The 13,653-nt window shown below is 36.5% G+C and carries 14 protein-coding genes; 10 read left to right on the plus strand and 4 right to left on the minus strand.

The annotated features are described in order from the left end of the window. The first annotated feature begins 3 nt into the window (after positions 1 to 3). Positions 4 to 600, plus strand: a complete 597-nt coding sequence (locus BUE24_RS19330) for a YceI family protein (RefSeq protein WP_084549621.1) — start codon at positions 4 to 6, stop codon at positions 598 to 600. Between the two features lie 17 nt (positions 601 to 617). Here BUE24_RS19330 and BUE24_RS19335 read toward each other — a convergent pair whose 3' ends face one another. Together BUE24_RS19335 and BUE24_RS19340 are read right to left on the minus strand one after the other, a co-directional pair. After that, positions 618 to 1,034: a hypothetical protein gene (locus tag BUE24_RS19335; protein ID WP_073319864.1), complete on the minus strand. Its 417-nt coding sequence runs from the start codon at positions 1,032 to 1,034 to the stop codon at positions 618 to 620. A gap of 1 nt (position 1,035) precedes the next feature. Further along, positions 1,036 to 1,542 carry an ankyrin repeat domain-containing protein gene (locus BUE24_RS19340; RefSeq protein ID WP_211483328.1) on the minus strand — a complete coding sequence of 169 codons (507 nt, stop codon included), beginning with the start codon at positions 1,540 to 1,542 and terminating at the stop codon, positions 1,036 to 1,038. 231 nt (positions 1,543 to 1,773) lie between these two features. On the opposite strand from BUE24_RS19340, the gene BUE24_RS19345 reads away from it, so the two are divergent. Both BUE24_RS19345 and BUE24_RS19350 read left to right on the plus strand, forming a co-directional pair. Continuing rightward, complete coding sequence (locus BUE24_RS19345) at positions 1,774 to 2,820, plus strand: sensor histidine kinase (protein ID WP_073319866.1); 1,047 nt, start codon at positions 1,774 to 1,776, stop codon at positions 2,818 to 2,820. Beyond that, positions 2,810 to 3,514 carry a LytR/AlgR family response regulator transcription factor gene (locus BUE24_RS19350; RefSeq protein WP_073319869.1) on the plus strand — a complete coding sequence of 235 codons (705 nt, stop codon included), beginning with the start codon at positions 2,810 to 2,812 and terminating at the stop codon, positions 3,512 to 3,514. Before BUE24_RS19345 ends, BUE24_RS19350 begins: the two co-directional genes overlap by 11 nt. A 3-nt stretch (positions 3,515 to 3,517) precedes the next feature. On the opposite strand, the gene BUE24_RS19355 is transcribed toward BUE24_RS19350, so the two are convergent. Further along, complete coding sequence (locus BUE24_RS19355) at positions 3,518 to 4,912, minus strand: hypothetical protein (protein WP_073319872.1); 1,395 nt, start codon at positions 4,910 to 4,912, stop codon at positions 3,518 to 3,520. 92 nt (positions 4,913 to 5,004) lie between these two features. Here BUE24_RS19355 and BUE24_RS19360 point away from each other — a divergent pair, with 92 nt between their 5' ends. The 3 genes from BUE24_RS19360 (at position 5,005) to BUE24_RS19370 (ending at position 6,473) form a co-directional block, all read left to right on the plus strand. Beyond that, positions 5,005 to 5,367: a VOC family protein gene (locus BUE24_RS19360; RefSeq protein ID WP_073319874.1), complete on the plus strand. Its 363-nt coding sequence runs from the start codon at positions 5,005 to 5,007 to the stop codon at positions 5,365 to 5,367. Positions 5,368 to 5,436: 69 nt separating this feature from the next. Continuing rightward, positions 5,437 to 6,102: a DUF2461 domain-containing protein gene (locus tag BUE24_RS19365; RefSeq protein WP_073319876.1), complete on the plus strand. Its 666-nt coding sequence runs from the start codon at positions 5,437 to 5,439 to the stop codon at positions 6,100 to 6,102. 2 nt (positions 6,103 to 6,104) lie between these two features. Then, the gene (locus BUE24_RS19370; RefSeq protein ID WP_073319879.1) at positions 6,105 to 6,473 is read left to right on the plus strand and encodes a TfoX/Sxy family protein; all 369 of its coding nucleotides are present in this window, start codon (positions 6,105 to 6,107) and stop codon (positions 6,471 to 6,473) included. Positions 6,474 to 6,478: 5 nt separating this feature from the next. Here the strand turns inward: BUE24_RS19370 and BUE24_RS19375 are convergent, their stop codons facing one another. After that, positions 6,479 to 9,415, minus strand: coding sequence for a T9SS type A sorting domain-containing protein (locus tag BUE24_RS19375; RefSeq protein ID WP_073319882.1), 2,937 nt, complete (start codon positions 9,413 to 9,415; stop codon positions 6,479 to 6,481). Between the two features lie 227 nt (positions 9,416 to 9,642). Between BUE24_RS19375 and BUE24_RS19380 the strand changes: the two genes are divergently transcribed. From BUE24_RS19380 to BUE24_RS19395, 4 genes are all read left to right on the plus strand, one after another. Next, positions 9,643 to 10,860, plus strand: a complete 1,218-nt coding sequence (locus BUE24_RS19380; RefSeq protein ID WP_073319885.1) for an ABC transporter permease — start codon at positions 9,643 to 9,645, stop codon at positions 10,858 to 10,860. Continuing rightward, positions 10,857 to 11,525: an ABC transporter ATP-binding protein gene (locus BUE24_RS19385; protein ID WP_073319888.1), complete on the plus strand. Its 669-nt coding sequence runs from the start codon at positions 10,857 to 10,859 to the stop codon at positions 11,523 to 11,525. The genes BUE24_RS19380 and BUE24_RS19385 overlap by 4 nt, the downstream gene beginning before the upstream one ends. A 27-nt stretch (positions 11,526 to 11,552) precedes the next feature. Continuing rightward, positions 11,553 to 11,939: a thiol-disulfide oxidoreductase DCC family protein gene (locus BUE24_RS19390; RefSeq protein ID WP_073319891.1), complete on the plus strand. Its 387-nt coding sequence runs from the start codon at positions 11,553 to 11,555 to the stop codon at positions 11,937 to 11,939. A 94-nt stretch (positions 11,940 to 12,033) separates the two neighbouring features. Then, the gene (locus BUE24_RS19395) at positions 12,034 to 13,653 is read left to right on the plus strand and encodes a helix-turn-helix domain-containing protein (RefSeq protein WP_073319894.1); all 1,620 of its coding nucleotides are present in this window, start codon (positions 12,034 to 12,036) and stop codon (positions 13,651 to 13,653) included.

A 13,653-nucleotide genomic window follows, 5' to 3' on the forward strand; every position in this document is an offset into this window, starting at 1 on the left:
CTTATGATGAAAACAAAAATCTTGCTACCGTTACTATTATTTTTCTCATTTCTCAATCTCGGATTTTACTCAGTAAATGATCAATACCTATTGGATGTTGGGCATACCTATATTGGTTTTGACGTAGAACGTTTTCTGGTAGGTGAAGTCACGGGTAGGTTTAATGAATTTGCTGGCGACATCTCATTGCAAAATGAAAATATAGAGAGTTTGCAAGCAAATATTAAGATTAAAACCAATAGTTTGGATACTAATAATGAAATAAGAGACGGACATCTTAAAGGAAAAATGTGGTTGGATACGGCGTCATACCCGGAAATTAACTTTGTGTCTACAGCAGTGACCAAAAACCAGGAGAATCAATATGTCATGGAAGGGGATTTAACCATTCGGGGAATCACAAAACGCATTCAGTTTCCGATAACTGTTTCCGGTCCATTTAAAGATCCTACAAAGAAAATAGCTATAGGTATTAAAGCCGATTTGGTCATTGATCGATTCGATTTCGGGATAATGTTCAATAAAAAGATGGATAATGGGTCCTTTTTTATAGGGAATGAGGTTAAAATCAAGATCAGAACATTGGCGTATAAAAAGTGAGTTTCAGAACTCACTTTTTATACTTTTTCTTTACTGTAATATTCTGATCCGGTTACAAAGGAATCTTTGATTTCCAGAAAGTGATACCCTATCCAAATCCCAAGAATAAGACCACAACCGCCAACAACGGTATACCAAATAGGGTCGTTAGTATTACCAAAGAAAATTAAGAATACTGTTTCCATTATGATGAGGTTGCTAATCATCCAGGGAATGATAAACGTGTAGGTTTTGCCTAGTATTCTGCTTACATGACCGGCTGCAATAGCTGCTAGAAAAGTAAAAAAACCACTAAAGATCACAATCGATGTGCTGGCATTGGTATAGTGTGCACCATTGAATAGTATTTCTTGTACAAAAGAGGTAAACATTGCAAGGGCGATTGTGCCCCAAATAATACCCAGGACACAAAATAGGGTAGCTTTTATATTCATATTAGTAAAGTTGAATTTTGGTTTCTGTGGCTCCAAGTGAGATGAGGTAATCCTTAACTTCTTTGGCTTCATCTCCACCACGTTCTGCATGATGTAGTAGGGTAAATCCATGCGGACCTTTGGCATGAAGTGCATTTGGGAAAAAGCTTAGCGTAGGTTTTATAATATCGATCCTGCCAAAAAGAGCTGCCGTAAAAATATTGGCTTGAGCGCCTTTATCGATAAGAAATGTTGCTAATTCTTTATACCCGACATGACTAGCAGCTCCCAAGGCAGTTTCAAAATCACCATTTTTCCAGTCATGAGCAGCATTGAGAAGTGTTGGATATTCTTCAAGAAGTTCCTTAACCTTATCAAATTTGCCATGGCCAGCGCCCACAAATTCGGCGACTATTTTTTTGTCTAATTGTGTTTTTTCTGAAAAAGGTTGCGAAAAAACTGATGTAACAGGAAACATAAGAGTACCCGCAGAGCCAATTCCGGTTTTTATGAATTGTGATCTATTCATGATGTTCGTTTTTTGATTGATGATTGATACTCCTTTACGGGAGCTATATGAAAGTACTTCAGAATAAGTTACATTGAATGAATTTTATACAAGTTTCACAAAGAATTCTGCATACCTTTATGTTCTTTATGCCAACTGCCTAAATAAGGTGTTTGCATAAATTCAACCGATGTAGGCATAAAAATTTCAGAAGTTGAAAAGATATCCCATAGTTTTGAAGGTCATCAGTATATGCAGTTAAGGATAAAACATATTACCTATCATATTTTGTTCTGGGTGGTGGTAACCGCATCTTTTACCATCTCAGAATGGGGATATATGCATTCGTTTAAAGGAGCATTGATCTATGAACTTTTGGTGCTGCCATCCAGGTTCATTGCAGTCTACATCAATTGGTTTATTCTGATTCCGATGTTTTTGTATAAGAATAAATTATTGCCCTATTTTACCATTCTGATCTTGTTGTTGTTGGTTATTGCGGTGGGTCATCGGTATTTTGTATTGTATTGGGGGTTTCCTAAGTTTTTCCCACAATGGTTAGTAGGTCAGAAAATAGAGCCTTTGGCGTTTTCCAAAATAATTCAGGTGGTGCTTATCATTATCTCACCAGTGGCATTTACTACGGGGTTTAAGCTTTTTATGGATTGGTATAAGCAACGACGAGAAACCGAAGTGCTCAAACAAGAAAAGACCAATGCCGAATTAAAGTTTTTACGATCACAGACTAACCCTCACTTTTTGTTCAATACCTTGAATAGTATTTATGGTTTGGCTCTCGAGAAATCTGAAAAAACACCAAGCCTGATTCTTAAGTTATCGGATATTTTGAGCTATACCTTGTATGAGTCCAATACCAAACTGGTTTTGCTGACCAAAGAATTAAAACTGATCGAGAATATTATTGCGCTTGAAAAAGAGCGATACGAAAAAAGGGTAGTGATCGATTTTGAAGTGAGTGGCGAAACTGAAGGAATTAAAATTCCACCGCTAATTCTTGTGCCTTTTATAGAGAATGCGTTTAAGCATGGCCTTAAAAACGAAGTAAAAAAAGGATGGATCAAGGTGAATATTGAGGTTCACAACAATGAGTTGTCTTTTAAAGCTGAAAATAGCATTTCTACTCAAGAAGAAGAGAATGCCTGTGGAGGGCTGGGGCTTCAAAATATTTGTCGCCGATTGGATTTATTATATGGAGAGAACAAAAAGTTGACCATTGACAAAACCAATGATGCTTTTCGTGTAGATTTAACCATAAAACTACAGCAAGATGAAGCTTAAGTGTGTTATCGTAGATGATGAACCCATTGCACAAAATATTGTAAAGGGGTTTGTGGAAGATGTTCCTGATCTCGAGGTTTTTGCCATTTGCGACAATGCCATGGATGCCCTTAAAATCTTGCAACAGCACACGATCGACATCTTGTTTCTGGATATAGAAATGCCCAAGATAAGTGGTTTAAGCTTTTTAAAAACCTTAAATCATCCTCCTGCAACCATTATTACTACCGCCTATCGAGAGTTTGCTCTAGAAGGATATGAGCTCGATGTTGCAGATTATTTACTAAAACCATTTTCTTTTGAGCGATTCCTAAAGGCAGTAAATAAGGTAACTCGATCGGTAGAGACACCAGTAGTGGAAGCTACAGCTTGTAAAAAGACCTATGAGTATTTTAAGGTAGACCGGAAAAACATCCGAATAGACTATGATGATATTATTTATATCGAAGGGTTAAGTAACTATGTGAAAATTCATCTCAAAGACAAACATTTTGTGGTTTATCACAAACTCATAGATTTACAAAAACTGTTGCCAAAAGAGGATTTTGTACGGATTCACAAATCATATATTGTTGCATTTGATAAGATCAAAGCATACGGTACTGATTATGTAGATGTGCTTGACACGCAGCTCTCTATTGGAAATACGTATAAAGAAAACTTTATGAGAATGTTGTCTCAAAGACACTCCTGAGATTTAATGTTTTCTATGGATTGCCCAATCCTCAAAATCGATATAACCTAAAACATCTTCTGGAATCGGGTTAAGAATTAGCTCTTCTTTTAGTGTAATAAATGCCTTTCTTTTTTCTTGTGACGTGCATTCTACTGTTTTTGATAAAAATTTCAGTAGAATCTTTTGGTAAGAAACTATGTTTTCTTGCTTTTTAAGATGTTTTTTGAAATTGTCGATTAAATACCGTAAGGTGAATCCGTTGCCGAGTTCATAATGTACCAAAAGATTCAGCCAATGTGTATAGGTGATCAAATCTTTTCGATCTTTTTTGGTTTGACGATTTAGAATGGCATTGATCCAATGCAGGGATGTTTTGTAGTCGTTTTTGGTAAAATAAATAGCAGCAAATTGATAACTAAATGAAAGTCTGTAATTATTGGGAATAAGGGTAGCGTGTTGCGTCATAAATTCCTGTATTTCTTGAATAACTTCATGAGTAGTGTGTAGTTCTTTTAGGTTTCGATGAATTTCTAATTCTATGTTGTATAGTCGTAACTTTTCTTTGATTAATGACGCAGAAGTAGTGGTGACTTGGGATGCTTTTTGTTTGATTAACAAGATGCGTACAAAGGCTTTTTTATATTCCTTTCTGAATACTAAAAAACCGAGTAAATTATTACAAACTGAAAAATACATTGGGAAAAACTCATGAAGCATTTCTGGATATTGTTCCCATTCTTTTATTAGATCTTCTAAAGTACGTCTCGCTTTTTCTGGATCTTTGGATAGTAGGAGTTTCCTGTATTTATGAAGGGTTTTGAGCGTTTTATTCTGTAGAGAACCACTTTTTTTGTGTGAAAGGGAAAATTGAGTAGGGTCAATATTGGCGAGCAAGAGATCAATATATTCGTTGGTAGATTTTAAGGTTGTTTTTTGTTCTAGTATAATAGTACGAAGTGTTTCGAAATCCTGGGGATTAAGTGCCTGGTATACCTTTCTTTTCCAATCCTGGATATGAAACAATAAGGTGTCTTGCTGAAAACTTTTGGCTTTTTTTTCTGCTCGTTTCAGTTCGCTGTCGCAAATAGTGTATTGTCCTTTGTGAAATAAAATTTCCACGTTGCGAAGAATATCCAAAAGCTCTGTGTTTTTTGAAATTTTAGCATGGTAATTCCGTAGCGATTGTAAAATACGATGTTTCAAATAGTTTTTTATAGTGGTAAGTTGATTGACAAAAGCTTTGTCCTTAAAAATGGTTTTTATTTCTTGTTCGTCGTATTCTTTTTGTGCTTCTATGGCGTCAAACAAAACCAAATATTCTGCAGAGTCACTTCCTTGAGCGCTGAGCTTAAAATAACGCTTTTCACTCTTAGATAAGGATTGTATGAGATGGAATAATTCTTCGCTTTTCTTCATTTTAGAAACCTATGTTTTTTCAAAAATATAATTTTTTTGAAACTTGTTATCCAATATCTTTGAGTAGTTATTAATCAAAAATCAACAATACTATGTCTAGTGCAATTAGCTGGTTTGAAATACCAAGCACCAATTTTGAAAGAGCAGTAAAGTTTTATAACGAACTTCTTAATGTAGAGTTACAACCCTTTGAAACTGAATTTAAAATGGCCTTTTTTCCATATAAAGATGGAGGAGTAGGAGGTTGTGTTACTCACGGTAACGGCAACAAACCATCTCAAGAAGGAACCTTTGCTTATCTTAATGGAGGAGAAGATCTATCGGTACCTTTAGCTAGAGTAGAAAAAGCCGGGGGTAAGGTCTTGATGCCAAAAACATCTCTAGGGGAGAATGGTTTTATGGCTATATTTCTGGATACGGAAGGAAATCGAGTAGCTTTTCATTCAATGAAATAATAAAGTTATTAGGTCTACCGATCTTTAGGTTCAAGGGTCGGTAGTGCTTTAGTAGGTAAACCGTATATTATGCAGTGTTTAACAGAAGATTTTATAAGCTTTTTCAAGGAGTTGGCGGCCAACAATCATAAAGAGTGGTTTCATGAAAATAAAAAGAGATACGAATCAAGTGTCAAAAAGCCATTTACTGTGTTTGTTGGTAAAATGATCGAAGAAATACAAAAAGTGGATGCAAATCTTATGATTGAACCCAAAGATTGTATCCTTAGAATTAATAGAGATATTCGATTCTCTAAGGACAAAACACCATATAATTTACATTATACCGCGTTTATTTCCAGAGGAGGCAAGAAGGACAAAAGTATTCCTGGTTTTTTTGTTCGGTTCTCGCCAGAAATGGTTGGCATTATGGGAGGATGTTTTGGTCCGGATAAGGAGCAGCTTCTTAAGATTAGAACAAAAATCAAGGAGGATCCAAAAACGTTCCGTAAGCTTATCGAAGAGCAACAATTTATAGAACACTTTGGAGAGCTAAAAGGTGAGGCAATGAAGCGTATTCCTAAAGAATGGCAACAAGCGATAGAGAAGGAACCGTATATTGCGAATAAACAGTTTTATTTTGTGACCGAAAAACCATCGGATTTGATCCTGAGTGAGCAGTTGATTGAAGAGTTGATTGGATATTGGAAAATCATGCAACCGCTAAATGACTATTTAACCAAAGCAATACAATAATTATGGCATACAACGAATTTTTGGCTGACCGAATTCGTCAGATATTTAGGGAAGAACGTATTGGTTTCTTCGAGAAAAAAATGATGGGCGGTTTATGTTTTATGGTGGATGATAAGATGTGTTGCGGGATACATTTTGATAAAAAGAAGGAAATGGATTTGCTAATGGCCAGGATCGGACCCGATGCCATGAACGAAGCCATGCAAAAAGAAGGGTGTCTTCCTATGGATTTTACGGGTAGGCCCATGAAGGGTTTTGTCTTTGTCTCTCCAGATGGTTTTGATCTGGATGACGACCTTGAGTATTGGGTACAATTATGTCTTGCCTTCAACCCCTTGGCAAAGAGTAGCAAAAGCAAAAGGAAATCATAAATCTTCTAGTTTCTTACCAACTTTCTAATGGTGGTGCCCTCTGAAGTTTCGATTTTCATAAAGTATACCCCAGACTTCAATGTAGAAATATCTATAGAAGTATTGGTGGTCTCAAATACTTTTCTCCCGTGATTATTATAGATAGCAATATCGATTACCGAGGGAAGAGTAACATGAATCATCCCTTCCGAAGGATTTGGATATAACTTAAAGTCAGACAAACTGTTTGCGATATTGATGGTTACACATTCAGATCTGTTGGTACAACCATTTATGGTGATGTCTACGGCATAAGATCCATTTTCTGAAATAGTAAACGAAGCGTTGGTTTCGCTAGCCACCGGAGAGTCGGTATCACAATTTATCCATTGATACGTTGCTCCTTCCAAACTATTTACTGAAATAGTTGAGGAATCATTTTCAATAGCCACATTTGGAAGTGGATGGATCGTAATTTCTACCGAACTACTATTTGGGCAAAGACCAGCAGTGGTATACGTAATTGTATATGTGTCTGGAGTACTATCAGCAAGGTCGATTACTCCTGTATTGAGATCAATGCTCAACCCTGAGTCAGCGCTAAAGGTTCCTCCTGTGGTTCCTGTAATTGCAGGTACAGGATTAGACTCATTACTACAATAGCTATTGGCTGTATAACTGAATGTAGCATCTTCCTGTTGGAGAATAGTGATCTCCTGATTGCTACTGTTTGGGCATATACCAGATGTAGTATATGTTACTGTATACGTATCCGGTGTACTATTAGTAATATCGATCACCCCAGTATCCGGATCAATGCTCAAGCCCATAGGAGTACTAAAGGTTCCTCCAGAAGTTCCGGTAATTGTAGGTGTTGGATTTGCATCGTTACTACAATAGCTGTTGGACGTATAATTAAATGTAGCATTATCCTGTTGGATAATAGTAATCTCCTGATCACTACTGTTTGTGCATGTACCGTTGGTAGTGTAAATGACTGTGTATGTTGCAGGGGTACTGGTGGCAAGATCAATTATCCCAGTATCCGGATCGATACTCAATCCAGAAGTAGAATTGAATGTTCCTCCTGTAGATCCCGTAATTGTAGGTGCTGGATTGCTATCATCACTACAATAGCTACTGTCTGTATAACTGAATGTGGCATCATCTTGTTGGATGATAGTGATTTCCTGATCACTACTATTTGGACATGTACCAGAGGTGGTATAGGTCACTGTATACACATTAGGTGTACTATTGGCAAGGTCAATTACTCCAGTATCTGGATCGATACTCAATCCAGAAGTAGAACTGAATGTTCCTCCAGTAGTTCCTGTGATCGTTGGTGTTGGATTTGAATCGTTACTACAATAGCTACTATCTGTATAGTTAAATGTAGCATCATCTTGCTGGATAATGGTGATCTCCTGATCACTACTGTCTGGGCAAGTACCATTGGTAGTATACGTAACAGTATACGTATTTGGAGTACTGTTTGCAATATCAATCACTCCAGTATCTGGATCAATGCTTAATCCCGAGGTAGAGCTAAATGTTCCCCCGGTTGTTCCTGTAATAGCAGGAGATGGGTTGGAGTCGTTTGAACAATAATTAGTATCAGGATAGCCAAACGTAGGGTCATCTATCGCATTAACCGGAATCGTAATTTCTACGCAAATGGCTGTGCTTTCATCGATGCAGGCCAAATCCCCATCTTCTCCTCTAATGTAATAGGTGGTTCCGGGAGCTGTAGGCGTTACTTCAAAAGTAGAAGTGTTTGTAGTAGTTGTTCCCAAAAGAGTACCTCCGCAAGAATCCGTATAAATCGACCAGGTAGAGGCAATATTTAGATCTCCCGAAATGGTAATGGTAGAAGTTTCTCCCTCGCAAGTTACTGGAGTGGCAGTTACCACAGGAGTACTTGGCGCAACACACACAGGTACTTGTCTGAACCAAGCAAATCGCGCAACATTAAAACTTCCAAGAATAGCATCTTTTAAACCGTCACCATTTACATCTCCAAAGTCTATGGTTGCAAAGCTTCCTATTTCTCCTCGAGTCAATTCACCATTAAAAAGTAGTTGTGGGTCATCAAATTGTGGTTCTGTAACGGTTCCTATATTTTCAATCCATCTCACAAAACCGGTATCGATCATAAAAAACATATCAAAATCCCCATCTTTATCAAAATCTTCAAAAACAGGCACGGGAACGTCCATATTGGTATAGGCATCCTCATCACTCCATGGGCTATCGGCTTCAGATTGGCGTTCGAAAACAGGATTTTCAGGGTCACCCGTATTCAGAAAATAGGTGAGTTTATCACTTCCTAATGCTACCAAATCCAGATCGGTGTCATTATCCAGGTCTACAAAACCTAAACCAGGGAATTCTGCCACTTCAATATCGTTTAATCCAGGTATCCCATTAGGGACATATTCAAAAACTGGAGTTTCAGGAGTACCTACATTTCGATAAAACAAAATATCATTATTTCGATCACCTTCATAATCATAATCTGTACCGATAAATAGGTCTAAATCATCATCGTTATCAATATCTACGAGTTGCGGTCTGTTTTGATTTCTAAATGGATTGTCTCGATCTATCCAAAGCGTATCCAAGGTCGGTATCGAAGCCGCTACCCAATTAGGCGCCGTTGGCGTCCCATCGTTTTCATAATAATGTACGGTACCTCCCTGGCTTCCAGAGATGAAATCCAAATCATCATCTCCATCCAGATCTCCTAATACCGCAGATTGCAAACGGCCAAAGGTAATTGGTGTGCTAGGGATATCGGCCACGTCCAATCCTGCAGGCTCCGGTCCTGGTCCGGTAGAAGTACCATCGGGATTATTGAGTAGGTTTCCTCCTCTAAACTCCCAGCTGATATAATCGGCTTGTGCAGATAGGAATTGCCCACTAACAAGAAAAATTAAAAAACAGCGTAATAGTTTATCCATAACTATAGATTTAATTTTCAATATAATTCTGATTAACAACGGGGGGAAGAAATAATTAACGCATCAATATTACGTGATAACCGTAGTGCAAAAGTAATAATTTGATTATTCCTAACAATATAAAATCAAAGTTAATGTATATTTATTAGCAACATAGAAATAAATTGTATTTAAATAGTATAGAAATTTCACTGTAATCTATAGAAAACTTACCCGACCTAACAGATATGTCTACACCAATATATTCTAAAACCAACTTATTTATCGCATGGCAATATTTGTCTGCACGTAAGAAGCAAAGTTTTTTGGCGATGTTGGGTGTTATGCTGGGAGTAACGACCTTTATTGTCATGATCAACTTTATGACTGGGGTGAATGATTTTTTGGATGATGCTGTTTTTAATGGAAGTCCAGATATTATTATTGCTTCAAAAACGAAAGCGGAGTCATCAAAACAAGTTTTTGGAAATCAACTAAAAACTATAGTCGATGTGGGAAGTATAGACGATCTTCTTTCAAAAAATGAAAATGTACAGTCTTTTGCACATCAGTTGATTACTCCAGCTATTTTGGTCAGTAGCACTACGCAATTACCAGGGAGTATTAATGGAGTATTTCCAGATCAAGAACAACAGATGGTAGATCTGGAACGACGATTGATAGAAGGGAATGGGTTTCAGAGCCTATTAGAAGAAAATTCTATTATATTAGGTATAAGTTTAGCAAATCGTTTGAAAGTATCCGTTGGAGACGAGCTTAAAATGATTCTCCCCAATGGTAAAAATGCAAAACTTAAAGTATCTGGGATTTTTAGTTTTGGAATTACCACGATAGATAATGTACGAACGTATTTTTCAGCTTCAACCTTACAGAAATTATTGGACCAAGATCAAAAAATAACCCATGTACATGTCAAATTAAAAGACCGTGACGATGTAAGTTTGAAACATCAAATAGTGGAACAAATAGCATCAATTGCTACCGAAGATTGGAAAGACAGTAATAAAACCATTGTTATAGGTAACAAAGTTCGAGATATTCTCACCTGGTCGGTTTCTTTTGCTTTGTTGTTGGTTGCAGGTTTCGGGATTTTTAATATCCTGAACATTACGGTGATCCAGAAAAGAAAGGATATCGCGGTATTAAAAACCATGGGATATTCTAGCAAGGATATCGTTTTTATCTTTTTGGTGCAATCCCTAATCATAGGATTGATTGGCGCAGTACTAGGGTTGTTGTTTGCTTATGTGATTTGTTATATGATTTCTACAACACCATTGGATACCTCAGACTTTATCATTGTAGAAACATACCCCATCAACTTTAAGCCTATTTATTTCTGTATGGGATTTGCCTTTGGGGTGTTGACCACGATTTTGGCAGGATATATGCCTTCAAAAAAAGCGAGTAAAGTAGATCCGGTAACCATTATCAGAGGATTATGATCATTAAAGCATCACATATCGACAAATATTTTGATCAACCAGAACGGCATCAGGTATTGCATGGAGTTTCTCTGGAAATAGCTCAAGGAGAATTGGTTTCGATCTATGGCGAATCGGGAAGTGGTAAATCGACTTTGTTGTATATACTTTCGACTTTGGATACGGATTTTGGAGGAAAACTATGGATAAAAGATCAAAACATCAAAGACGTATCGGCTGGAGATCTTACCAATTTTAGAAATCAACATATCGGTTTTGTATATCAATTTCATTATTTGCTGCCAGAGTTTGATGTATTGCAAAACATCATGCTACCTGCCATGAAAATGGGTGTTAAAACCAAAGAACAAATCAAAGAAGATGCACTGTTACTTCTGCAAGAAGTTGGCATGCAAGATTTTGCCAAGCGTCCATCGTATCAATTATCTGGAGGACAACAACAACGCGTAGCCATAGCAAGAGCATTAATTAATAATCCTGATTTGATTGTAGCCGACGAGCCTACCGGGAATTTAGATCAAAAAAATACTGAAATGGTCTTTGATTTGCTCAAAAAAATCACCGAAGAAAAAGGCAAAACGGTGATCATGGCGACCCATAATTCGAAAATTTATCAAAATTCTCACCGTGCGATTGAAATGATTGACGGATCCGTTCGACTATAGAAGCATAACAAGTTAAAAACCAATGTTATGGAAAATCTAGCAAATAAAAGTGTAATTATATTCGACGGCGAGTGCAACCTATGTAATGGGGTTGTAGGATGGTTATTAAAATTTGCCCCAGAAGAGATTTTTCAGTTTATACCTTTTCAATCTCCACAGGGCCAAGCATACCTCAAACAATACGGATATCCATTAGAGCAATTAGAAACGGTAATTTTGATCGATCAAAATGGAGCGCATACACATTCTGATGGGTTTTTAAAAATTGTTTCCAAAATCCCAAGATGGAAGTTAGCCGCAGCTTTATTGGCTTTTGTACCTAGAATGATTAGAGATGGGATTTATAAAATAGCCTCTCGAAATAGAGTACGATGGTTTGGGCAATCCAGCAGTTGTACTATTACTTTCAGATAAACGTAAACCTCTGGATTACATTTCGTTTAGATGCCTGCCATCTGATATCCAAAAGTAAATTCTTACTTTTGGATAATCACATCAATACACTATCATGCAGGGCCCTTCTATACGATTTGTAGATTTCTTTTCTTGTTTGTTTTTCCTTCTTTTGGGAATACACTATACCTTTGGGCAGGAAGAAAGCCTAGAACGTGCAGAGCAATATTATCAAAAAGGGAAGACGCTATATCATGAAGAAGCTTATAAAGAGAGTGTTGCCGTTCTGGACAAAGTAGTAAAGATTGCTCAAGAAGTCAACGATAGCCTATTACTTTGCAAAGCAGTTACGGCCAAAGGGACTTCATATTTGATGAACGATCAAAATCAAAAAGCGCTCGATGCCTATTATAAAGCTCTTGAAATTGCTAAAGCCCTGAAAAATTATGATCGAGAATTAGTTGCTAACTCTGGCTTAGTATTGGTGTATAAAAAAACCAATCAATATGATAAAGCATTAGCACTTTCCAAAGAGATTTTACAGTCAATAGATAAATCCTCTTACAAGAATACCAAAAATCATGTTAGAACCATTACTGTTAGTATTGAGGTGTATTTGGATACCGAACAATACGATTCTGTGTTACATTATGCAGAACAGGGTATTACTCTGAGCAAATCACTAGATTTTAAAGAAGGGTTGGTTGATTTGTATATCAAAAAAGGGGTGGTTTTTTATCATAGAGATGAGTATGAAAATGCTCTGAATATTTTATTTAAAGCCGAGGAAATTTTACAAACCAACGAGGTTAAAAACAAATTTTACCCCACGATCAACTGTGCCTATTTCATCGCCAGTTGCTATTACAAACAAGGGAAGTATGATCAAGCGATCACAAGATTACTTGACAATATCAAAGCTTCAGAACAAAAAGATTTGTTTAATCTACCAGTACTACAATCTCATTTATTGCTCGCCAACTGTTATGCTGCTCAACAAGATTTTGAAAGTGCCTTATTGTGGAATACCAAATATGTAGAACTTAATGAAGCCAATCAAAAACGAAAAACAGCAACGATCAACAAGATCTATCAAAAAGAAGCACAGGTGTTGCAAAAAGGAATTGTAGATTTACAAGATGCACATCGCAAAAACGAACGTATCAAAACCTATGGGTATTTTCTTGCTATATTACTTTTTATAATACTTTTTATTGGAGCCGTACTTTATTTCAAAAAACAAAAAACATATAAATTACGATTTGATCGTTTATTGCAAAAAATAGATGATTTGGAAACGAAAGAACATGAGGTTACAGACAAAAAGGAAACTACCAAACCAATTCTTATCGATGACGAAAAAGTTATGGATGTCTTAAAAGGATTAGAGCGCTTAGAGGCTCAGGAATATTATTTGCGATTAGATTGTAATTTGAGATCGGTAGCCAAAAAAGTAAAAACAAATTCTACTTACTTATCAAAGATTGTAAACATACATCGGCAAAAGAATTTTAATGAATATATAAGAGATCTTAGAATCGAGTATGTGTTGAAAAGGTTGAAAAATGATAAAAAATTTAGATCTTTTTCTATAAAATCCATAGCCAACGAAATTGGATATAAGAGTGACTATTCGTTTGCCAAACATTTTAAAGCCAAAACAGGTTTAAATCCATCCTATTATATTAAGAACCTTCAAAAACAGGAAAAAAGTATAGAGAATATGATTTCATGA

This window comes from Aquimarina spongiae (assembly GCF_900141785.1).
Taxonomy (GTDB): domain Bacteria; phylum Bacteroidota; class Bacteroidia; order Flavobacteriales; family Flavobacteriaceae; genus Aquimarina; species Aquimarina spongiae.